This is a genomic window from Nonomuraea sp. NPDC001831 (assembly GCF_042892035.1).
Classification (GTDB): domain Bacteria; phylum Actinomycetota; class Actinomycetes; order Streptosporangiales; family Streptosporangiaceae; genus Nonomuraea.
In genome coordinates this window covers 186,989-209,472 of sequence record NZ_JBIATU010000011.1, presented here as the reverse complement: position 1 = coordinate 209,472, position 22,484 = coordinate 186,989, and the positions used below count along the sequence as shown (strand labels likewise).

Sequence of the window (22,484 nt, the reverse complement as noted above, 5' to 3'; positions counted from 1 at the left end):
CTCTCAGACGGTGAGCGCGGGCCGCTCGACGGGGACCTCGCGGGTGCCGCGGACCAGGCCGAGCCGGCCCGCGACGACGTAGCCCAGGCCCGCGAGGATGAGGGAGTTCAGGGCGGGGATGCCGATCCACTGGTAGTGGTCGCTGAGCCAGCCGACCAGCGCGGCGGCGGCCCAGATGACCAGCGTGGCGGGCACCCACGTCGGCTCGGTCTCGGGCAGCGTGCCGGTGGCGCGGGAGGCGTCCAGCACCGGGCGCCAGCGGCGCACCACGAAGTACTCGGCGACCATGATCCCGGCCACGGGCGGCGTGATGACGCCGAGGATCAGCAGGAAGTCGGTGAAGCGCTCCAGGATCCCGGCGGCGGCCAGCACGCTGCCCAGGACGCCGATGCCGATGGTGACGGCGACCCGGTTCAGCCGCACCCCGACCGTGGACTCCACGGCGTTGAGCAGGCCGAGCGCGGCGGAGTACAGGTTCCAGTTGTTGATCTTCACGGTGGCCGAGATGAGGACGATGACGCCGATCACGCCGGAGGAGGCGGTGATGATCGCGATCACGTCCGAGGACTTGACCGCGTAGGCCAGCAGCACGCCGGCCAGGCCGAGCACGTACTCGCCGAGGGAGATGCCGACGAGGGTCTGCTTGACGACGTCGCCGGTGTTGCGGTTGAACCTGGTCATGTCGGGCGTGGTCACCGCGCCGATGATGTAGGAGCCGGCCACGATGGTGGCGCCGGTCGCGATGCTGATCGGCTCGCCGAACGGCGGCGACGCCACCAGCGACCCCAGGTCATGTCGCGAAATTTCCACCCACATCGCCCAGCCGGCCAGGCCGAGGAACGCCGGCACGGTGATGAACGCCGTCATCCCCATCGCCTTGAACCCCCGGATGACCAGCAGCGTCACGCCGATGCCGGCGATCATGGCCCACGCCCAGAGCGGCAGCCAGGACATGATCGAGTGCAGGCCCGAAGCGAAGACCGCGGTCTGCACGCCGAACCAGCCGAACAGGCTCAGGGCGATGATCACGCCGATGATCGTGGAGCCGTACCGGCCGAAGCCGGTCCAGCGGGCCAGCATGGAGGTGGACAGGCCCTCGCGCATCCCGGCGATGCCGACGAAGATGCACACCACCTCCAGGATCACCGAGCCCAGCGTGAACGCCCAGAACGCCCCCCAGAACGACAGCCCGGCGCCGAGCGTGGCGCCCAGCAGGAACTGCGTCAGGTCGGAGAGCTGGCCGAACCGCTGCACGGCCACGTTGAACCAGGAGTAGCGGGCGGCCTGCGGCACCCGCTCCAGGGGGTAGTCGGAGTCGGTCATGGTGGTCTTCCTTCGCGTCGGGGGGTCGTGCACGGGGGCGGTCAGAGGAGCGGGCGGTCAGGGAAGCGGGCGGTCGGAGAAGCGGGCGATCGGAGAAGCGGGCGGTCAGAGGAGCGGACGGTCGGAGAAGCGGGCGGTCACAGGAGCGAGGGCGGCCCGGCGGCGCGGGCGCGCAGCCGGACGAACGGGCCGGGCAGGTACGCGAGCGGGATCTCCTCCACGCCGATGACCCGCACCCGCCGCGGATCGGCCCCCGCGCGGACGGCCGCCGCCCTGGCCTCCTCGGCGACGGGTTCGAGCGCCGCCGCCAGCGCCGAGCGGTCGGGCAGGCGCACGATGCGCTCGTACTGGCCGCCGACCGGGCTGACCGCCGCGCCGATGGCGCCGGCCGCCGGCCCGTGCGCGGGATGCAGCCCCTCCGGCACGGCGTGCTCACCGCCGCCCACGACCACGAGCGGCAGCAGCCCGGCGCCCGGCTGCAGCCGGTCCACGGCCTCGGCCAGCTCGGTCGGGTCGACCGGCCGCGGCACCCTGATGAGCCCGGGGATGCGCAGCCCGACGGGCACGCCGCCGATGTCCGCGCCGCCCACGGCCTCCTCCGGATAACCGCCGGCCAGCACGCCGACCCGGACGCGGGTGGCGCCCACGTCGGCGACCACCGCGTCACCGAGCCCGGTCAGGGCGCCGGCGCCGCGCAGCACGCTCGCCGGGCCGCTGCCCAGGCTGAGCCCGGGATGGCGGGCCAGGTGCTCCAGGCTCATCAGCGTGCCGTCGCCGCGGGTCACGAACACCGCCGCCCCCGGGCACAGGCCCGCCAGCGCGGTGGCCAGCCCGCCGGAGACCGCGCCCGCGAACCCCGACAGGGCGGCGTCCAGCACGGTCGCGTTCTCGCGTTCCAGCAGGCCGAGCGAGCCGAGGTCGGCCGACAGCGCGATCGGCACGCCCTCGCCCAGCTCCGCCCGGACGATCTCGGCGGCCTCGCGCTCCTGCTCGCCGTCCAGGGGCGAGAACAGGCCCGCGACGGCGACGGCCTGCGCGGCGCCGGCCACCTGCGCGGCGAAGCGGGCCACGGCGTCGCGGTCGAGGGGCGTGCGGTCCTCGCGGTCGAGACCGCCGCCGCCGTCCACGACGGCGGTGCCGGCGTTCACCGCGGCGCGCAGGTCGGGCGGCCAGCCGGACAGCGGGCGCACGGCGGTCGCCGACACGCCCGCGATGCGCAGCACGGCCACCTTGCGCAGCCCGGACCGCCTGGTCACGGCCGTGGCGGCGCCGCGCAGGCCGACGGCGACCTGGACCGGCTCGCCGTCCATCGGCAGGCGTGCCAGCGCGTTGCGCACGCAGGCCACCGGGTCGCCGGGGATCGACGCGATCTTGACGGTGGCCAGCACGCTGCCGTCGTCGGCGAGGACGGCAGCGTCGGTGTTGGTCGGCCCGACGTCCACCCCGGCCCTCACGCCCCCGCCTCCCGCCCGGCTGGGGAGGGCCCGGTGGACCCGGTGGGGGAGGGGCTGAAGGCCGTGCCCGCCGGGGTTTCCCGCGTCGCGGTGGCGGGGGGCGCCTGCGGTGGGGGAGGGGTGGCAAGGCCGGTGAGACCGAACGCGGCGGGCCCGGCCAGCCGCAGCCCTTCGGGCGTGTGCCAGACCGGGTCGCACGGGACGCGCACCACGCTCACCCGCAGCCCGTACCGGACCTGCTCGGCCTGCACGACCTCGCCCGTGCGCGTGTCCAGCATCGCGATCACGTCGGGCACCACGGCCAGCGGCACGCCGTCCTCGACGACGGCCAGGAACTCGCTGCCCGCCTGGACGCGGACCAGCCGCCCCTGGTCGTACCCGAGCCCTTCGACCAGGATCGACCCGGCCGTCTCGGCGACCTTGCCGGTGATCAGCGGATCGGGCAGCCGCGTCCCGAGGCGCACGGCCCGGGTCACCGAGCCGAGCGCGGTGGCGCCGGCCACCTGGTCGCCGCGCATGATGTACTCGCTGGTCGCGACCTGGCCGCCGAACGCCTCCAGCGACGCCCGTACCAGCCGTTCCAGCCAGCCGCCGGTCACCCGGTCGACGACGACGGTCCGGCCGCGCTCGTCGCACAGCACGGCGGGGGTGGGCGCGATGCCGCGCAGCTGCATCACCGTCTGGTCCATGCGGGGGAAGGCGCGGCTCATCCCGTCGGCGTCCACCAGCGGCAGGCCGACCCGGGCCGCCCAGGCCACCGCCAGGCAGCCGTTCGCGCCGCCGATCTCGCTGGCCAGCACCGCGCCGACGGGCGCGCCGTACAGCTCCTCGATCTTGTCGCGCAGGTAGACGGGCTCGTCGGTGCCGCCGACGCGCTCGGACATGACGGCCGAGGAGCCCGCCGTGCCCACGGGCATGACCAGCAGCTCGGGGTCCAGCTCGGCGGGCTGCACGACGCGTACCGGCCCGTGGTCCTCCAGCGCCTGCAGCGCCGCGGCGCGGGCGATGGTCACGGGGCCGCCGCCGCCCGAGCCCAGCACGGCACAGCCGCGGGCGAAGGCGGGCAGCAGCCCGGTGTCGATGTCCATGCTGTCGAGGTTACGAAGCCGCAGGTCAAGGCGGATGTTCCCGCCGCACCTTTTTGCCGGGCTTCGTGTGCCGATGGCACACTGATGGCATGTTCCTGCTGGAAGAGCTGCGTCCGCTGGCCGGGCCGGGGGTGCCGGCGGCGGCTTCGGGCGTGCGCCTGGTGGAGGACCTGGGCCGGATCGCGGGCCAGCCGCCGGGGTCGGTGCTGGTCCTGACGGTCGCGGCCTCCCGGCAGGCGGCCGGCTACCGGCTCGACGTCGCGCTGCGCGACGCCGCCGCGGCCGGCGCCGTGGCGCTCGTGCTCACCGCGGAGTCCGCGCAGGCCCTGGAGGCCCTGGAGGCCGCGGTCGACCGGAGCGCCGCCGCGCTGGCCGAGCGCGGCGGGGTCGCGCTGCTGGCGGCCGCCGGCGGCGACCTGGCGGAGCTGGTGGTGGCCGTCGACCGGGCCATCGCGGGCGACGCCGCCGAGGCGCTGGTCCGTACGGCGCGCGCCGCCGAGGCCGTGGCGGGAGCGGGCGGCGTGCCCGAGCGCATCGCCGAGGCGGCCGGCGCGGCTCTCGGCCGTCCCGTCCGGGCCGACGGCGGCGCGTTCACCGCCCAGCCCGGCGAGCCGGCCGGCACGCACTTCGACCGGGCCGCCGGGATCGTGCTCAGGGTCGCCGCCCTGGCCGCCGCCGCGGGCCCGTCCGACGAACTGCCCGGACGGTCCCGCGCCCAGCTCCTCACCGAGCTGCTGGTCGCCCCCGAGAACCAGGCCCAGGAGCTGGCCCCCCGCGCCAGGGCCCTCGGCCTGCCGATCGACGACTGGCACGTCGTCCTGCGCCTGGAACCCGCGAAGGACCCCGCGAAGACCCCGGACGCCGCCGCGGACGGCCCGGCCGACGGCGGCCAGGAGCGGTACGCCCTGCTGGAGACCGCCGCCTCGCGGGCCGTGCGCGCGGCCCGCGAGCTGGGCGGCGCCGCCTGGAACGCCGCGCTCGCCGGCGACGCGCTGATCGTGGTCCGCAGCCAGCGGCGCGACCAGGGCAGGGCGGGCCTGCGCGAGGCGGTGCGCGACGCCGCCCGCTTGCTCGAACGGGTCCGCCCGGCGGGCGCCGAGCTGCGTTGCGGGGTCAGCACCGCCCACCAGGGCCTGGTCGGCCTGCGCACCTCCGCCTCCGAGGCGCGTACGGCGCTGCGCCGCAGCACCCTGCCGCTGGCCACCTACGACCTGGCCGGCCTCGACCGCATGCTGGAGGAGTGGTACGCCTCCGACGCCGCCCAGCACGCCGTCCGGGAGCTGCTGCAACCGATCCTCGACCTCGGCGGCGAGCGGACCGCCCACCTCCTGGCCATCCTGCGCGCCTACCTCGACCACAACGGCTCGCCCGCCCGCGCCGCCGAGGAGCTGCACCTGCACCGCAACGCCGTCAGCAGGAACGTGCGCCGCATCGAGACCCTGCTCCAGGCCGACCTCGCCGACCCGCGGCAACGCCTGGCACTCCAGCTGGCCTGCCGGGCGGCCTCCTCCCGCTGAAGGACGGCCCCGCGGGACCCAGCTCCCAGCCCGCGTTCGCCCGCCAGGACGAGGAAACCGGGAGGCCGGATCCCTAGATTCGGTGGCATGACGAGAGTGCGGCGGCTGGCCGCCTGGTGTGCGGGGCTGCTGCTGCTGCTGGCCGCCTGTGCGGGGCTCGGTTACGAGAGCGCCGTCCGGCGCGGCGACGCCACGCGCTACCCGCCCCCGGGCCGCCTGGTGAACGTCGGCGGCCACCGCCTGCACCTGCGCTGCACGGGATCCGGCGGCCCGGTGGTGGTGCTGGAGGCGGGCCTGGTGGAGTCCAGCGCGAGCTGGGAGGTGGTCCAGCGGCGGTTGTCGGCCGGGCTGCGCGTGTGCTCCTACGACCGGGCCGGCTACGCCTGGAGCGAGGAGGGTCCAGGGCCGCGTACCGCGGGCCGGGCGGCTGGGGAACTGCGCGCGCTTCTGGCCGCCGCGGGCGAGCCCGGCCCGTACGTCCTGGCCGGGCACTCCTACGGCGGCCAGATCGTCCGCCTGTTCGCCGCCCGGTACCCGGACGTGACGGCGGGCCTGGTGCTGATCGACGCCACCGACGAGGAGGCGGTGGCGGCCATGCGGGTGTCCCGGCCGCTGATGGCCGCCCAGCTCACCGCCAACCAGGCGCTGGCCAGGATGGGCCTGCTCCGGCTGGCCGGGGATCTCCTGGTGCCCGGCGACGCCACGCCGGCGGCGCGCGCCGCCGCCCCCGTCGTCTACGGGCCGGGCAGCATGGCCGCGGCCAGGGCCGAGGCGTGGGCGTCGCTGGACAGCGCGCGGGAGGTCGCCGGGACGGCGGAGGGGCCGGGCGCGCCGCCGGTCGTGGTCGTCGTCCCGTCCGGCGGGCCGCGCAGCGTCCTCGACCAGGCCCGGCGGGTGGCCGCCCGGTCCACGCGCGGGCGGGTGGTGGTGGCCGGCACCTCCGAGCACTACGTCCAGTACCGGCAGCCGGATCTGGTCGTCACGGCGATTCGGGACGTCGCCGCCTTCACAAAAAGGTGAAACTGGGTCTTGCCGGTTGGGTCAAGTCGGCTTTCAATGATCGGGATACCGGTGATCCTGGAGGAGCCGATGCGTGGCTTGAGGGCGTCCGCAGTCATCCTGATGATCGTCGTCTCGACGTTCCTCGCCTCCGGGCCGTCGTCGCTGCCGGCGGTGGCGGGGCCGGCCGACCCCGAGCCGGCGTCGCTGGTCACGCTCTCCGTGCCCGACAGGGCCGCGATGGAGCGGCTGGTCGCCTCCGGCGCCGACCTGACCGAGCGGGTCCGTCCGCAGGCCGACGGCAGCGTCCAGGTGGACGCCGTGCTCACCGCCGGCAAGCTCGCCGAGCTGCGGGCGATCGGCGTGGGCCTGGCGTCCGGCACGCCGCCCGCCACCCGGCAGGCGCCGTCCGCCACCGCCGCGCAGGACCAGATCGTCATCGAACGGGCCGTCTGGTACAAGTCCCGCGACGGGTACTTCCTGTCGGTCGAGGCCAGCAGCAGCGCGGGCGAGACGGCCGCACTCACCGCCACCTGGACGGGCCGCCGCGGCGCCACCGGCCAGGTCGCGATGGTCCCGTACGTGGACGCCGGCGCCTACCTGGGCCACCAGTTCAGCACGCCCGCCCCGGTGCCGGCCGAGCCGCAGCGCGTCACGGTCACCTCGGCGAGCGGCGGCACGGCCGAGGCCCGCGTCCGGGAATGGCCCGACGGGGAGCGCCCCGACCACCGGTCGCCGGGCTACCAGAAGGACTTCGTCACCCAGTACATGCCGCCCGCCCAGCTCAACGAGCGCATCCAGGCGCTGCACCGGCGCTACCCGTCGCTCACCGACGTCATCCCGCTGCCCAACCTCACCAACGGCTACCGCCGCCGCGCCCAGGCGCTGATCGGCACGCCGCCCGGCGCCGCGATCGTGGTCACCTCCGACGCCTACGGCTCCGAGGGCGGCAACGACCTGTCCGTCGAGCTCGTCGCCCCCGGCGCGCCGGACCGGCCGCTCCAGGTGAGCGTGGCCGGCAAGCAGGTGACGGTGAGCCTGGCCACCGACGGCTCCGGCACTCCGGTCAGCACCGCCGCCCAGGTCGTCGCCGCGATCAACGCCGCGCCGGGCACCGGGCTGAAGGCCGCCGCCTACCGCACCGACCCCGGCGCCGGCGTCATGGCCGCGGCCCCCGCCACCCGGCTCACCGACTCGCTCAAGGCGCCCGCCGACGTCTCCCGCAAGCCCATGCGGGTGCTGGCGCTGCGCGTCGGCGTCCACCGCGACGGCTCGCGCACCGGCGTGCTGGCCTACGCCCAGGAGCACGCCAGGGAATGGGTGGCGCCGCTGGTCACCGTCGAGGCCGCCGAGCGGCTGCTGCGCAACTACGCCCACGACGCGGCCACCCGCAGGCTGCTGCAGCGCACCGACATCTTCATCGTCCCCACCGTCAACCCCGACGGCGCGAACTACAGCTTCTACGACTTCAACGGCCAGCGGAAGAACATGACCAACCACTGCCCGGCCGCCCAGTCCGACCCGGCGCAGCGCAACACCTGGGGCGTGGACGTCAACCGCAACTACGCCGTCGGCTCCCTGTCGGACGGCTACTTCGGCGCCTCGGCCAACTGCCAGAGCGGCACGTACGCCGGTCCGGCCGAGCATTCGGAGCCGGAGAGCCGCAACGTGATGTGGCTGGCTGAGACGTACCGCAACATCCGGTTCGCCATGAACGTGCACAGCTACGGCGGCTACTTCATGTGGCCGCCCGGGGCGTACAAGCTCGACGGCCGCGTGGCGCTGCCCAGGCCGAGCGCCCAGGAGGAGGCGTACTTCACGCGCTCGGCCCGCACGATCGAGCAGGCCATCGCCGCCGAGCGCGGCACGGTCATCTGGCCGCAGCAGACCGGGCCGGTGACCGACGTGCTCTACTCGGCGGCCGGCAACTCCGCCGACGAGCTCTGGTACGAGCACGGCGTCTACGGCTGGGACTTCGAGGTCGGCGCCGACCTGTGGAACCCGGCCGCGCGGACGTGGGAGGGCGTGGGCTTCCAGCCGCCGTTCGAGGAGGGGCACGCCGAGGCGATGGAGTTCGCCGCGGGCCTGATCTCGCTGGTGGGGGTGGCGGCCGACTACCGCAGGCCCTGACCGCCGCGCGGCTCGTGCCCAGGTCATGGCGTTCGCGGGGGCCGGGAATGCCCGCGCGTTGCCCGGGGTTTACATACGGACACCCCGCGCCAGTGACCTGGGCTTTTGCCCATGTTGGGGTGGCTTGCCCGGGGTTTACGGTTCAGGGGTAGATCTTTGCCCGATTTAGGGTGTTTGGTTTGCGTTTGTCCGTTTCTTGGGTTAGCGTTGTACCTGTTGGCGGGTGAGTGACCCCTTCGGGTCCGCCCCCATTGCGCTCCACGTAGCGACCGATGGCGTTGGTGCCCGGCTACGACCTTCATGTCTTGTCTGAGTCAAGCGAGCGCATGCCCCCCTGATGATCGATGTCACCAAGGAGACTGCTGATGACTGCTCGCCTGCGTTCTTTCGCCATGCTTTCCGCCGCTGCGCTGTCGGCGCTGACGATCGGTGCCGCGGCTCATCCCGCGCATGCTGATGCGGATGTGAACGGTCAGGGTGTGCTGGCCGGTTCGACGACGGCGTCCTACTTCTGGGACGACTCCTCGGGTCGTGCGGGTGACACGGGTCTGCCGGCTGCCGGCAAGCCGATGCAGAAGGGTCTGGCGGCTTCGCCGTCGTGGCCGCTGATGACCGAGGGTTACGTGGTCTATCAGGGTAAGAAGCTGCCGTTCTTCGTGGGTGACCGTGGTCCTGGTGACCCCTCCAGTCGTGGGGTGATGCTGGACCTGGACGCCAAGACGTTCGCGGAGCTGACCGGTGGCCGGTTCAACCCGGAGACGCTGGGTGTGGACGGTGTGAAGGGCGAGGGTCACATCAAGATCCAGTACGTGGTCACCAAGTGGGGTGACGGTGTGGGCCGCAAGGCGGCTCCGGTGGCGTTCGACACGGGTGCCTGGCGTCAGCAGGACACCGGCACGGCTCCGGTGTCGGTCAAGAAGTAACACGCGCGCGAAGTGAAGGGCGTTCCCCTCGGGGGACGCCCTTCACGCATGTCAAGGAACGGCAAACGCCGCCCCGCCCACCCGCCATACTGGTTCGTCTGACCACATGGAGTGACGGGCGGTGACCGCAAGTGATGGAGACGGGCCCCGACGAGGCGCTGAACCTCGCCGTCCTGCGCGTGCGCGGCCCGCAGGGGGCCGTGGCGGGCGCGGGCTTCCTCATCGCGCCCGACCGCGCCCTCACCTGCGCCCACGTCGTCTCCGGCGCCCTGGACCACGCCGACGGCCCGCCCCCGCCGGACGCCTGGGTCACCGTCGAGCTGCCCTTCGCCGGCGACCACACGCCCGTGCGCGCCCACGTCGAGCACTGGGTCCACACCGCCGACGACGGCTCGGGCGACATCGCCGTCCTGCGCCTGGACGCCGCGCCCCCGGGCGGGCGCCCGCTGCGCATGGCCGAGCCGCGCAGCCTGTGGGGCCACCGGGTCGTCGTCGCCGGGTTCCCGCACGGCCTGCGCGGCGGCGGCTGGCACACCGGCCGGCTGCTCGGCGGCACCCAGCAGGGCTGGCTCCAGTGCGCCCCCGACGACCCCCGCGGCGTGCCGATCGAGAGCGGCTTCAGCGGCAGCCCCGTCTGGGACGTCGAGCTCGGCGACGTCGTCGGCATGGTGGTCGCGGCCCAGCCCGGCGGGCCCCGCCAGGCGTTCGTGATCCCCACCCGGTCGCTCACCCGCGCCGTCCCCGGCCTGGCCGCGACCGTACGGCCGGCCTCGCCGTTCCGCGGGCTGTCGGCCTTCCGCGAGGACGACGCCGCCGTCTTCTTCGGCCGCGACGTCGAGACCGCCCGGATCGCCCGCCTCCTCCAAGCCCACCCCGAGGTCACGCTCACCGGGCCGTCCGGCTGCGGCAAGTCCTCGCTGGCCCTGGCCGGGGTCGTGCCCGCCATGCGCCGCCAGGGCTGCCAGGTCGTCGTCCTGCGCCCCCTCGCCGTACGCTCCTGGCCCGACGCGCTCGCCGCCGAACTGGCCGCCCTGTCGCACCCCGGCCTGACCGGGGCCGACGCGCTGGCCAGGGCCGACGCGCTGCGCGAGCCGCTGCGGAACGGCCGCCTGCCCGACGTCGTCGCCCAGGTCCTGCGCGACACCGGCGCGACCGGCCTGCTGCTCGTCGTCGACCAGGCCGAGGAACTGCTGGTCGGCGACCCCGAGCAGGCGGAGGAGGCGGCCGGGGTGCTGGTCGCGGCCCGCGCCTGCCCGGCCGTCCGGGTGCTGTTCACGCTGCGCGCGGACTTCCTGCCCGCCGCCCTGTCCCACCCCGCGCTCGGCGGCGCGCTCGGCCGCGAGACCTACGGGCTCACCCCCATGACCCGCGACCAGCTCCGGCAGGCCGTCGAGGCGCCGCTGGACGCCGTCCCCGCCGTGACGTACGACCCCGGCCTGGTCGACCGCATCCTGGCCGACGCCGGCGGCGCGCCCGGCGCCCTGCCGCTGATCGGCTTCCTGCTGGACCGCCTCTGGCACGAGCAGCAGGGCGGCCGCATCACCCACACCTCCTACGAGGCGTGCCGCGGCGTGCGCGGCGCCCTGGGCGCGCAGGCCGAGCAGGTCTGGGCGGCGTGCGTGCCCGAGCAGGACAGCGCCGCCGGGCAGGAACTGCTGTCCCGGCTCGTCCGGGTCGCCGCCGGCGCGCACGCGCCGCTGCGCCGCCGGGTCACCCGCGAGGAGGCGGGGGAGCAGCGCTGGGCGACGGCCGGCCGGCTGGCCGCCGGGCGGCTGCTCGTCATGGACACCGGCGAGGACGGCCGCCAGACCGTCGAACTCGCCCACGAGGCGCTGATCACCGAATGGCCCAGGTTGGCCGGGATCGTGGCCGCCGACCTGAAGTTCCTCGAATGGCGTGACCTGCTTCACCAGGACATGGGCCGCTGGCGGCAGGCCGGGCGTGCCCCCGACCGGCTCCCCGGCCCGCCCGAGCTGGCCGCCGCCGCCCGCTGGCTCGCCGAGCGGCCCGGCGACCTGACCGAGGACGAGCACGACTACCTGCGCCAGGGCCGCCGCCGTCAGCGACGCCGCACGCTGCGCCGCCGGGGCGCGATCACCGGCGCGGGGGTGGCGCTGCTGACCGTCCTCTCGCTGGTCGCCTGGACGCTCTACCAGGGCCGGATCGGCGAGCAGCGGGCCGCCGAGTCCCGCTCCCGCGCCCTGGCGGGCGCCTCGGCCGACCTGGCCGAACGCGACCCCGAGCTGTCGTCGCTGCTCGCCGTCGGCGCCTACCGCGCGGCCCCCACCCAGGAGGCCAGGGCCCAGCTCCTGCAGCGCTACGTCGAACACCGCTACACCACGGGCGTGGCCACAGGCGCGCTCGGCTCGATCACCGCCGCCGACGCCAGCGACGACGCCCGCGTCCTGCTGGCCACCACCACCTCCGCCGCCGGCCGCGCCACGCTGTTCACCCGCGGCCCCGACGGGCGTTACCGGCCCGTCCACCTGCCCGACCGGGGCGGCACCAGCCGACCGGCGGTCTCCGCCGACGGCGGCCTGATCGCCTACGCCCTCGACGACGGCGGCATGGTCTGGCACCGCGTCGACCCGCGCGACGGCGAGCTGCTCGACCAGGGCCACGTCCTGGCCCGCCAGGACCGGCCGGCCCCGGCCGGCGAGCTCACCGCCGCCGAGCCCGTCGCCGACGTCAGGGCGGACGGCGACGACGGCTGGATCGTCACCGCGGGCCCGAAGAAGCTCGTGCTCCAGTCGCTGGGCGCCACCGGCGCCGCCCGCACCTGGGTGTACGACCTGCCCGCCGACCTGGTCCGGTTCGGCCCCGACGCCACCACCCTGGTCGTCCGGGAGAAGGGCGTGGCCAAGGTCTACGCCAGCAAGGGCAGCCCGGTGTGGCGGCAGCTGACCATCCGCGAGCTCGGCCCGGCCGACGGCCTGGCCGTCTCCGGCGACGGCGCCACCGCCGTGACCTGCCGCACCGGCGACGACGGCCGCGCCGCCACGTACACGGGCTTCGCGGTGCGCGACGGCAAGCGGCTGGGCGGCTTCCAGGCCGGACGCCCGTGCGGCGCGTTCGTCGTCGACCGCGGGGGAAAGCGGGTGGCCGAGCAGGGCGCCTCCGGCTGGGAGCTGGTCGACCTGGCCGCCGGCCGCACCCTGTCGCGCGCCTGGATCGACGCCCAGACCAGCGCCGCCCCGGTCGCGCTGGTGGGCGCGCCCGGCGCGCAGGAACTGCTCACCAGGTCGCCCGACACCCTGGTGTTGACCGCGCTGCGCGACGGCGAGCAGCTCATCGGCAACCCGGCGCTGCTCCAGGGCGGCACCCGGATGGTCGCCCAGGCCGACGGCGGCGCCCGGCTGCGCCTCATGGAGACCGGCGAGCCGCAGCGCACCCTGGCCGACGTCTCCCGCGCCAAGAGCCCGAAGGGCCTCGACGCCGACGGCGACCCGGTCGTGGACGCGTCAGGACGTCTGCTCGCCGACGCCGTCGCCCCCGCCAAGGTCGCCGTCCGCGCGCTGCCCTCGCTGTCCCCCCTCGCCGAGGTCACCACCACCCGGCCGCCCGAGGGCACACACCTGACCTACTTCTTCAAGGACGGCGACCTGTTCACCTTCGCCGGCCGCCGCCTGGAGCGCTGGGAGCCGGTCACCGGCCGCCGCAAGAGCGCCTTCGACGTCGCCGGCCCCGGCACGGTCGTCACGGAGGTGCAGGTCAGCCCGTGGAGCGCCGATCACCTGATGGTCGCCGTGCAGGGCGCCGACCATCTGCGCACGATCGACCTGCGCACCGGCGAGGAGGTCAAGGACCGGCGGCTGACCGTGGGCTCCGACGTCGTCAGCGGGTTCGTCTTCGACCGCGCGGGCACCCACCTGCTGCTGTTCCGCAGCGGCATGCTGCCCGAGGTGTGGCTCACCCACCCGCTCAGGAAGGTGCTCGGCCCGCTGCGCTCGTCGGGCGAGAACATCCGCGGCGGCGAGCGCATGACCTCGATCATGCCGGAGAACGCGGGCCGGCTGTTCCTGTTCCGCGAGCGGGAGATCAGCGTGTTCGGGCTCGGCGATGCCGGGGTGTCCTACGAGGAGGGCTACACCTTCCGCCAGGCCCAGGACTTCCTCGACATCTCACCCGACGGCTCGCTGCTGCTGCGCCTCAAGGGCGGCGACGGCGCCACGGGCTACTCCACCGACCTGCTCCGGCTCGACCCCGGCGCCTGGCGGGCGCGGCTGTGCGAGGTGTTCGGCCGCCGCTTCACGCCCGGCGACCGGCAGCAGGTGCCGATCGCCCTGCCGGACGCGGTCTGCTGACCGTCACGGCTTGCGCCCGACCCCGCCCAGGAAGGTGTGGTACGTGATGCCCAGGGCCGGCCGGTAACCCGGCTCCGGCCGCCACTCGGCCAGCGGCACCAGGCCGGGCTCCAGCAGCTCCAGGCCGTCGAAGAAGCCGAGGATCTCCTCGCGGGTGCGCCACCGCCCGGTGCCCATGGTGTCGTTGAACAGCCGCTCGGCCTCGAACGCCTGCCGCGACACCTCCGGGCGCTCCTCCATCGGGTTGTGGAAGTGGGAGACGGCGACGTGGCTGCCGGGCGCGAGCCGTCCGACCAGGCGCGCGGCGATGCCGGCCGGGTCCTCCTCGTCCGACAGGTGGTGCAGGATCCCGAACAGCAGCAGGCCCACCGGCTCGTCGAGGTCGAGCAGCTGTCTGGTCTCGGGGTGGTCGAGGACGTCGTCGGGCCGCCGGATGTCGGCCTCGATGACGGTGGTGCCGTCGTCGACCGCGAGCAGGGCCCGGCCGTGGACCAGCACGATCGGGTCGTGGTCGACGTAGACCACCCGGCAGCCCGGGGCGGCCGCCTGGGCGATCTCGTGCACGTTGCCCTGCGTGGGCAGCCCCGACCCGATGTCCAGGAACTGGCGGATGCCCGCCTCGACGACCAGGTCGCGGACGACGCGCGCCAGGAAGTCCCGGTTCGACCGGGCCGCCTGCGGGGCGTCCGGGGCGATCCGGAGCGCCATCTGGGCCACCTCGCGGTCGATCTCGAAGTTGTCCTTGCCGCCGAGCATGTAGTCGTAGACCCGGGCGACGCTGGGCTTGGTGGTGTCCACGTCGGGGGCGTGCGCGCCCTGCTCGTCGTCGGCCACGGTCGGCTCCTTCGGTTGCGTCGGGCGAGTCCGGCTGGCGTGATCATACGTCCCGGGGCGCGGAAAAATCAGGCCAGGGCCGAGCCGTACGGGCTACGGGATTCCGGCGGCTCGCGTTGACATGATGAGCCCATGACGATCGAACCACTGGCCCCGGACACCCTCCTCACCACCACCCGCAGCGTGCGCAGGCGCCTCGACCTGTCCCGCCCGGTCCCGGCGGAGCTGGTCCGCCAGAGCCTGGAGGTCGCGCTCCAGGCGCCCAGCGGCGGCAACCGGCAGGGATGGCACTGGATCGTGGTCACCGACCCCGAACGGCGCAAGGTGATCGGCGACTACTACCGGCGGTCGTGGAACAGCTACTACACCTCGGACGGCTCGGCCCGCTCGATGTTCCGCGACGACCCGGCGCGCGCGGCGGTCCAGGAGCGCGTCAGCGGCAGCGCCGCCTACCTGGCCGAGCACATGGGCGACGTCCCGGTGCTGGTGATCGGCGCGATCGAGCTGCCCGGCGGGCGCCTGCCCGAGGGCAACCAGGCGGGGCTGTGGGGCTCGCTGCTGCCCGCCGCGTGGAGCTACATGCTCGCCGCCCGCGCCCGCGGCCTCGGCAGCGCGTGGACCACCCTGCACCTGGAGTACGAGAGCGAGATCGCCGAGCTGCTCGGCATCCCGGCCGAGGTGCGCCAGGGCGTGCTGCTGCCCACCGCGTACTACACGGGGGAGACCTTCCGGCCCGCCGCGCGGCAGCCGCTCGACGAGGTGCTGCATCTCGACCGCTGGTGACCGGGCGCCCCTCCGGGGGCGCCGGGAAAACCGCTTGTCGGGCGGCGGGCGCGGCCCTACCTTGTGACCGTCGTGACCGTCGTACGTCGACCGAGAGGACTTCACTTGCTGGGCGCCCGCGTGCACGCATACCTTCGAGCGGCGGCCGGAACCGGGGCACACCGGTCCGGGCCGTTCCTGATCCGCTTCGACGAGCACGACGACGCGCCGCCGTTCAACTACGCCGTCCCCGACGACGACCTCGCGCCCACCGGCGAGCAGGTGGCCGCGCTGGCCGCCGCCTTCCGCGAGCGGGCCAGGACACCCCGGCTGGAGTACGTGCCGCAGGTCGCGCCCAAGGTGGAGGAGGCCCTGCTGGCCGCCGGGTTCACCGTCGAGGGGCGCTTCCCGCTGCTGGTGTGCCCGGCCGGGTGGGCGGCCGAGCCGCCCGCCGACGCCGCCGTACGGCTCACGCTGGTGACCGACGACGCCGGCCTGTGGCAGGTCGCGCGGGTGATGAACGCGGCCTTCGACGCGCCCGAGGCGGGTGAGCACGACGTCGCGCGGCTGCGCGGCGTGCTCGGCCGGGGCGGCCTGGTGGCCGCGGCCGTCGACGCCGCCACCGGCGAGGTCGTCGGCGCCGGCCAGCTCGGCGGCCCCCAGGAGGGCGTGGCCGAGGTCGCCGGCATCGCCGTGCGCGACACGCACCGGCGGCGCGGCATCGGCGGAGCCGTCACCGCCCTGCTGACCAGGGCGGGCGTCGACGCCGGCATCACCATGCCGTTCCTCACCCCGGCCGACGACGCCGCGGGCCGCGTCTACGCCCGCGTCGGCTACCACAAGGCGGGCGAGGTCCTGCACATCTCGGCCCCCTGACCGTCCCGCGGCTCCCCGGCGGCCGGCTCAGCCGCAGTCGCAGCAGCCGCCGCAGTCGGGGCAGTCGCAGCTGCTGCAGTTGTCCAGGTAGCAGCGCTCACAGCAGGGCCGTCCCGCCTTCTTGCTCCACCGTGGCCGCCAGACCCCGCAGGTCAGGAACGTCACCACCCCCGCCGCCGACCTGCGGATCCAGCCGGGACGCCGGTAGGAGGCCGCGCCGAACGCGCGCTCGACCGCCCGGCGCACCTCGGCGCCGAGCAGCCGCTCCACCAGGTGCCGCTCGTCCAGCTCCAGGTCGGCCACGGCGAGGGCGAGCCCGTGGGCGGCGTCGTCGCACAGCCGCCGCGCCCGCTCGCGGCCGGTGCCGGTGGCGGTCAGCGGGTTGAACGCGCCCCGCTCGTCGTCGGCCGCCTGGTCCTCGACGGCGTCCAGGAGGTGCGCGACGCGGCCGAAGAACCGGCCCGCCTCGGCCAGCGCCGCCGCGTTCCCCGGCCGTCCGGCCAGCACCGCGGTGTGGGCGAAGGCCGCCGCCACCGCCTCCTCGGCGGGCGCCGTGAGGTCGAGCACGTCCATCGGCGCGGTGAGGGCCCGGCGCTCGCGTTCGAGCTGCCGGTCGACCGTCGCCGACAACACGGCGGTGTCGAAGCCGACGCCGGAGGCCAGCCTGGCGCCGCCCGCCTCCCAGCGCGCCGCGAGCAGCCGGCGGGCCGGGGCCGTGGCCGGGACGGCGTCCCCGTCGGCCACCTGGTCGCGCAGCCTGCCCGCGGCCAGGACGAGCGACACCCCCGCCGCCAGCCGGGCGCCGTGACCGCGGGCGTCCACCACGTCGGCGGAGCGGAACCCGCGCAACGCGCACGGTCCGGCCGTCCGGTGCGGCACGGCGGCCGGGAGCTGGGCCTCGGTCAGCACCGAGAGGATCAGCGTGTCGTAGTTGGTGGTCAGCCGGGCGGCGTGCCCCTGCCCGTCCCGCAGGGTCAGGCAGAGCCCGCACAGGTGCGCCCGCCACGCCGCGCGCACCGCCGCGCACCCGTGCTCGCCGCACGGACGGATGATCCCGAACACACGAACCTCACAAGATCCGGAAAACGCTGGAGGAATCGTACGGGCGATCGCCCGTACGCGGCACCGCGGGGTTCAGGCCCGGGGTTCAGGCGCGGGTTCAGGCGCGGGTTCAGGCGCGGGTTCAGGCGCGGGGCGGCGGGCCCGCCTGGCCGCCACCGTCAGCACGGCCGCCCCGGCCAGCGTGAGCAGCGCGGTGAACAGCCACTCGTCCGAGCCCTCCGGCCCGTAGACGCGGGTCAGGCGGCCCGTGTCCACGGCCGCGGTGGCCTGTCCCGCCGCCAGGGTGCCGCGGTCGCTGCCGTACAGCTCGACGTCGCGCCGCCGGATCCGTCCGTCGCCGGAGGTGAAGTCCCCGGCCCAGACGCAGGACTCGTGCCCGGGATGCCGCACGCACCGCAGCTCCCGGGCGGTGAACGCGCCGCTCACCCCGTCGGCGCGGGCGGCCCGCAGGACCGGGCCGAACTCGGGCACGGACACGAACAGCAGCGACAGCCCCACGACGGCCAGCACCACCGTGAACCCGCCCGGACGTCGTCTGGTGACCGCCATGAGCTAGTGCGCCACCGCGCAGGTGCAGGCGGCCCCGCCGTGCTCGGCGGCCCGCCGGTGGAGCAGCATCGCCACCACCATCGGCGCGAAGACGACCGCGTTGTAGAACAGGTGCAGCTCCATCCGGGGCAGGAAGATCTGCAGGACGCTGGTCGGGACCGGCCGTCCGAGCAGGTAGAGCCCGGTGATCTTCTGCACGAGCAGCAGCAGGTGCTCCATGTGGTGCCAGACCTGGATGCCCAGGGAGATGTTCCACCACGTGCGCGAACGGCCGGCGAACCCCTTGCGCAGCAGGACCAGGCCCACGAGCATGAGCAGCGCGTACCCGTAGTGCATCCACTCCGAGGTCACCAGCCACGGGAACGGCAGGCCCAGCACCCCGCGGGCCTCGCTCAGCGGCCACCCCCAGACGTAGACCTGCACGGCCTGGACCAGGTGCTCGGCCCAGTGGGCCACCACGATGAGCATGAAGACCGTGAGTGCCGCCTTGTGGTGCCGTCCGTTGAGCGTGGACGCGCTGATCGTCGTCGCCATTCCTCACCTCGTGTCTGTTGCGGTGACGCTGGCGCGATGATCTCGGACGGCACTGGGAACGGGCTTGCATCCCCTTTGCAGTTGGCTGGGAGCGGCGGAGGCGCCGGCGGCCGGGCCCGCGGGCCCGGCCTCCGCGGGACGCGGTCAGGGCAGCGGGGTGGCCTCCTTGACGCGGTTGAGGTGCACGATCGCGTCGAAGGCCGCTCCCAGCGCCAGCGGCCGGTTGAACTGCTCGGGCACGTACGTGGCCGGGATGGTGAAGGTCGGACGGGCGGTGTCCAGCCACGCCCGGGTGGACGGCGTACGGCCGGCGCGGCGCAGGTCCACGTAGTAGTCGCGGTAGCGCACCCGGTCCAGGACGGCCTCGCTGCTGGCCGCGACGGGAGCGCCGGTGTCGAAGACCGCGACCTTGCCGGTCTTGGGGTCGATGGCGCGGAAGCGGCCGCTGTGGATGGTGGTGCCGATGGCCACGTAGGAGGTGCCGGCCAGCGAGCGCAGCACGGCCCCCTGGGTGACCGGGTAGAGGTCGGGCCAGGCCGAGACGTAGCCGACGTGCCCGTTGTGCGCGGCCGCCACGGTCTTGCTGCCGGTGTGGCGCTGCCACCACACGGTGTTCTCGGCCATGGACCGGTCACGGTGACGGTGCAGGGCCGACCCCTCCGATGCGTACATGGTGGTCATCTGGACGATGACGCGGGCCTCCTGCAGGACCGTCGGGCTCGCCTTGCCGCCCTTCTCCAGCAGGCGGTAGGCGGCCTGCGCGTCACCGGCCAGGGCGGTGCGCCGCTCGGCAGGCAGTTCGGCCAGGGTGTTCATCCGCTGCTCCACACCGCCGGGCAGGGCGAGCAGGCCCGCGTAGCGGCGACGCAGTTCGGCCTCGATCGACGGCTGGTGCTTCTTGGCCCAGTCGATGATGCGCCGGTACTGGTCGGGGTGGACGTCGCCGATGTCGAACCCCATCACGCGCAGCTTGCGTGCGGCGGTGCGGTTGTAGTCGCGCATCCACTCGTACAGGTCCATCCACTCCTGGGTCCTCCACGCGCCGTAGGACTGCTGGAACTCCTCGGCCATGATCGTGCGCAGGTCGCCCTTGCCGGTGCGCACGTACGCGTCCAGGCGGACGCCGGCCGACCAGGTCGCCTCCAGCGCCAGCGTGGTGAAGCCCTGGGTCTGCACCAGGTGCCGGAACAGCCGGTGCCGCAGCGTGAACAGCTCCTTCGAGCCGTGCGTGGCCTCGCCGATCCCGACGATGGTGGCGCCCTTGGTCATCGCCGACAACGCCCGCAGGTCGCCGGACTCACCGCCCGGGACGGTGCTGCGCAGTTCCTGGGCGTTGCGCTCCAGGTCCGCGACCACCCGCTCCTGGCCGGCGTCGGCGGCCGTCGTGGAGACGCCGGCGGCGGCGGGGGCGGAGGTGGCGAACGCCGGAGCGCTCAGGCTCGTCAGACAGGCCGCCAGCGCCAGGGTGACCGGCACGGTACGACGCAGAGTGTTGCTCGACAAGACAGGTCCTTACGTTGGGTGTCGAATGAAGCAGTCACCAACGTAGGGAGCGGCGTGGGCGGTTTCGATCCCGCCCGCTGGCCGGTCGATGGTGGTGCTGGCTACCGCACGCCGCCCGCGGTCCCGTTCACCAGGCCGTCGTCCGGAGGCCGGGTGGCAGAGGGCGATCTGCCGGGCCGCCTCAGGCGCCGAGGTAGCGCAGCACGGCGGCGACCCGCCGGTCCATACGATCGCTGGGCGCCAGGTCGAGCTTGGCGAAGATGTTGCGGATGTGCTTGTGCACCGCCCCCTCGGTGATCACCATCTTGTCGGCGATGGCCAGGTTGCCCAGCCCTTCGGCCATCAGCGCGAGCACCTCGCGTTCACGCGGCGTGAACTCGGCCAGGGGGTCGCGGCGGCGGGTGAACAGCTGGGCCACCACGTCCGGGTCGATGGCGGTGCCGCCGTCGGCGACCCGGTTCAGCGCCTCCAGGAACTGCTCGACCTTGCCGACCCGCTCCTTGAGCAGATAGCCGACCCCGTGCGTGCCGGCGGCCAGCAGGTCGGTCGCGAACGCCTGCTCGACGTGCGCCGACAGCACCAGGACGCCCAGGCCCGGCTGCAGGCGCTTGGCCGCCACGGCCGCCCGGATGCCCTCGTCCGTGTGGGTGGGCGGCATGCGCACATCCACCACCGCCACATCGGGCCGGTGCTCTTCGACCGCGGCCAGAAACCCCTCGGGGTCGCTCGCGGCCGCGGCCACCTCGATGCCCTCCCCGCTCAGCAACAGCACCAGGCCCTCGCGCAGCAGCGCGTCATCCTCAGCGATCACGACTCGCACGGCAGTTCCACCTCGATCACAGTAGGCCCCCCGTCGGGGCTGGTCAGCGTCATCGTTCCGTCATGGGCCTCGACGCGGCGGCGCACGCCGGCCAGCCCGGTGCCCGCGTCATCGCGGGCGCCGCCCTTGCCGTCGTCACGCACCTGGACGCGCAGCATCGGGCCCGCACGTTCGACGACGACCTCCGCGTGCCGGGCGCCGCTGTGCTTGCCCACGTTGGTCAGCGCCTCGGCCACGGTGAAGTAGGCGGCGCTCTCCACCGACAACGGCACCACGGCGAGCTCACCCACCCGCACCTGGCAGGGCACCGAGCATCCGGCGGCCAGCGCGTCCAGCGCGCCGGCCAGCCCCTTGTCCTCCAGGATCGGCGGCAGGATCGCGCGCACGACGCCGCGCAGCTCCGCCAGCGCCTGCTCGGCCGCGTTCCTGGCGCGTTCCAGTGCGTGCGCCGCCAGGGCGGGATCGCGTTGCAGAGCACGTTCGGCCGCGGCCACCGTGACCACGACCGCGTTCAGCCGGTTCTGCGCGCCGTCGTGCAGGGCCCGCTCGATGCGGCGCAGTTCGACGGCGTGCGCGCGCAGCGCCCCCGCGCGGGTCACGGTCAGCTGCGCGATGCGTTGCGACAGGTCGATCGAGGCGTGCGGGACCAGCAGTTTCCTGGCGGGCAGCGCCTGCAGGCGCGCCAGCGCGGGGAAGAGGCGGACCAGGGCGACCACGACGGCCAGGCCGATCACCGAGGTGGCGATCGCGCCCGGCCAGGTGGTGACCGGGACGGCGAAGTTGGTGAGCTGATCCTCGCGCGCCAGCGTCTGCCAGTAGAACGGGTAGGTGACTTCCCGCAGCGCCGCCACCGGCATGACCAGCCCGAGCAGGCCGCAGACCGGGCCCACCACGGCGTAGAGGGCCAGCCAGCCGAGGTCGCGCCAGGTCGCCGGGTCGGCACGGGCCGCCCGCATCCTGGCCGCCCAGCCTCGGGGCAACTGCTCGGCGGACAGCTGGTACGGGCTGACGATCTCGACACCCGCGCCGGCCAGGCGCCTGCGTTCCCACTCGGCCGCGGCCCTGGTCATCGCGACCATCGCCGGGACCAGCGCCAGGCCGACCCCGACCAGGCTCAACGCGGCCACCACCAGCCAGCACAGCGCGACGATGACGGCCATGAAGGCGGTGCCCAGCCCGCCGGCCAGCCGTTCGAGACTTTCCAGGATTCCCCGCAACACTGGCGCCATAGTAGGTGAAAGGGGACACAACTTGCTCCAGCCCGCTGTACCACGGCCCGGCAGCGTGCGGGATTTCCGCAGATCGGGCCCGTTTCTAGGGTTCTGGCCATGACCGATCCCTATCGCATCTCCAGCCCTGACTCCGACGCCGCCACCCCGCGGGCCACCTCCCGGCACGCGGCGGGCAGGCCCCCGCTGAGCAAAGGCGCGCTCGCGCTGCGCGCCCTGCTCTGGCTCGTCCTGATGGCCAGCTCGGTCGTCAACCTGATCGCCAACAGCACCGGCCGTGGCTGGTCGCTCGGCCTGGTCTCGGGCGCCGTCGCCATCGTGTGCGTCGCCGTCCTCATCGTGCATCACGTGAGCAGGCGCAGGACCTGAGCCACGTCGTCCTTCGCCGGCGTACCGAGGAGGCCGTCTGCGCCTGGTGGGCGCGGCGGCCCGGCCGCGGAAGAACGCCCAGGTCATGAGGGGAATGCCGGGAGCTTGCCAGTGGTTTACATACGCATACCCCGTGGGCTTTGACAGTGATTGAGGCTGTTTGCCCGTGGTTTACGGTTCACAGGTAGATCTTTGCCCGATTTAGGGT

General features: G+C 74.5%; 18 protein-coding genes. 8 read left to right on the top strand and 10 right to left on the bottom strand.

Features of this window, described 5'->3' with window-relative positions; all coding sequences use genetic code 11:
* Window positions 1-3: 3 nt before the first annotated feature.
* The 3 genes from ACFYYW_RS31840 to ACFYYW_RS31830 form a co-directional block, all read right to left on the bottom strand.
* Window positions 4-1,323 (bottom strand): cytosine permease, encoded by a 1,320-nt coding sequence (locus ACFYYW_RS31840; protein WP_352329663.1) that lies wholly within the window; start codon window positions 1,321-1,323, stop codon window positions 4-6.
* Between the two features lie 137 nt (window positions 1,324-1,460).
* Window positions 1,461-2,777 (bottom strand): hydantoinase/oxoprolinase N-terminal domain-containing protein, encoded by a 1,317-nt coding sequence (locus ACFYYW_RS31835; RefSeq protein WP_387654113.1) that lies wholly within the window; start codon window positions 2,775-2,777, stop codon window positions 1,461-1,463.
* Complete coding sequence (locus tag ACFYYW_RS31830; protein WP_387654111.1) at window positions 2,774-3,865, bottom strand: DUF917 domain-containing protein; 1,092 nt, start codon at window positions 3,863-3,865, stop codon at window positions 2,774-2,776. Before ACFYYW_RS31830 ends, ACFYYW_RS31835 begins: the two co-directional genes overlap by 4 nt.
* Before the next feature lie 89 nt (window positions 3,866-3,954).
* Between ACFYYW_RS31830 and ACFYYW_RS31825 the strand changes: the two genes are divergently transcribed.
* The 5 genes from ACFYYW_RS31825 (at window position 3,955) to ACFYYW_RS31805 (ending at window position 13,738) form a co-directional block, all read left to right on the top strand.
* Window positions 3,955-5,382 (top strand): PucR family transcriptional regulator, encoded by a 1,428-nt coding sequence (locus tag ACFYYW_RS31825; protein WP_387654109.1) that lies wholly within the window; start codon window positions 3,955-3,957, stop codon window positions 5,380-5,382.
* A gap of 87 nt (window positions 5,383-5,469) precedes the next feature.
* Entirely contained in the window at window positions 5,470-6,402 is a 933-nt protein-coding gene (locus ACFYYW_RS31820) for an alpha/beta fold hydrolase (RefSeq protein ID WP_387654106.1), read from the top strand.
* Between the two features lie 78 nt (window positions 6,403-6,480).
* On the top strand, window positions 6,481-8,511 hold the full coding sequence (locus ACFYYW_RS31815) for a M14 family zinc carboxypeptidase (RefSeq protein WP_387654103.1): 2,031 nt from the start codon (window positions 6,481-6,483) through the stop codon (window positions 8,509-8,511).
* 365 nt (window positions 8,512-8,876) lie between these two features.
* A complete protein-coding gene (locus ACFYYW_RS31810) occupies window positions 8,877-9,434 on the top strand; it encodes a hypothetical protein (protein WP_387654079.1) in 558 nt (185 codons plus the stop codon).
* A gap of 134 nt (window positions 9,435-9,568) precedes the next feature.
* On the top strand, window positions 9,569-13,738 hold the full coding sequence (locus ACFYYW_RS31805; RefSeq protein WP_387654301.1) for a trypsin-like peptidase domain-containing protein: 4,170 nt from the start codon (window positions 9,569-9,571) through the stop codon (window positions 13,736-13,738).
* Between the two features lie 3 nt (window positions 13,739-13,741).
* On the opposite strand, the gene ACFYYW_RS31800 is transcribed toward ACFYYW_RS31805, so the two are convergent.
* Window positions 13,742-14,572, bottom strand: coding sequence for an SAM-dependent methyltransferase (locus ACFYYW_RS31800; protein ID WP_387654100.1), 831 nt, complete (start codon window positions 14,570-14,572; stop codon window positions 13,742-13,744).
* Between the two features lie 132 nt (window positions 14,573-14,704).
* Between ACFYYW_RS31800 and ACFYYW_RS31795 the strand changes: the two genes are divergently transcribed.
* Both ACFYYW_RS31795 and ACFYYW_RS31790 read left to right on the top strand, forming a co-directional pair.
* A complete protein-coding gene (locus tag ACFYYW_RS31795) occupies window positions 14,705-15,355 on the top strand; it encodes a nitroreductase family protein (protein WP_352326979.1) in 651 nt (216 codons plus the stop codon).
* A 120-nt stretch (window positions 15,356-15,475) separates the two neighbouring features.
* Window positions 15,476-16,210, top strand: a complete 735-nt coding sequence (locus tag ACFYYW_RS31790; RefSeq protein WP_387654096.1) for a GNAT family N-acetyltransferase — start codon at window positions 15,476-15,478, stop codon at window positions 16,208-16,210.
* Between the two features lie 27 nt (window positions 16,211-16,237).
* Here ACFYYW_RS31790 and ACFYYW_RS31785 read toward each other — a convergent pair whose 3' ends face one another.
* The 6 genes from ACFYYW_RS31785 to ACFYYW_RS31760 form a co-directional block, all read right to left on the bottom strand.
* Window positions 16,238-17,272, bottom strand: a complete 1,035-nt coding sequence (locus ACFYYW_RS31785) for a DUF5685 family protein (RefSeq protein ID WP_387654093.1) — start codon at window positions 17,270-17,272, stop codon at window positions 16,238-16,240.
* Window positions 17,273-17,344: 72 nt separating this feature from the next.
* Window positions 17,345-17,821, bottom strand: coding sequence for a Tfp pilus assembly protein FimT/FimU (locus tag ACFYYW_RS31780; RefSeq protein WP_387654090.1), 477 nt, complete (start codon window positions 17,819-17,821; stop codon window positions 17,345-17,347).
* A 3-nt stretch (window positions 17,822-17,824) separates the two neighbouring features.
* On the bottom strand, window positions 17,825-18,355 hold the full coding sequence (locus tag ACFYYW_RS31775; RefSeq protein WP_364421180.1) for a hypothetical protein: 531 nt from the start codon (window positions 18,353-18,355) through the stop codon (window positions 17,825-17,827).
* 144 nt (window positions 18,356-18,499) lie between these two features.
* Entirely contained in the window at window positions 18,500-19,858 is a 1,359-nt protein-coding gene (locus tag ACFYYW_RS31770) for an erythromycin esterase family protein (protein ID WP_387654087.1), read from the bottom strand.
* A gap of 181 nt (window positions 19,859-20,039) precedes the next feature.
* A complete protein-coding gene (locus ACFYYW_RS31765; protein WP_387654085.1) occupies window positions 20,040-20,678 on the bottom strand; it encodes a response regulator in 639 nt (212 codons plus the stop codon).
* Complete coding sequence (locus ACFYYW_RS31760) at window positions 20,666-21,898, bottom strand: sensor histidine kinase (RefSeq protein WP_387654082.1); 1,233 nt, start codon at window positions 21,896-21,898, stop codon at window positions 20,666-20,668. Before ACFYYW_RS31760 ends, ACFYYW_RS31765 begins: the two co-directional genes overlap by 13 nt.
* Window positions 21,899-22,006: 108 nt before the next feature.
* Here ACFYYW_RS31760 and ACFYYW_RS31755 point away from each other — a divergent pair, with 108 nt between their 5' ends.
* Window positions 22,007-22,276: a hypothetical protein gene (locus ACFYYW_RS31755; protein ID WP_387654081.1), complete on the top strand. Its 270-nt coding sequence runs from the start codon at window positions 22,007-22,009 to the stop codon at window positions 22,274-22,276.
* Window positions 22,277-22,484: the final 208 nt, after the last annotated feature.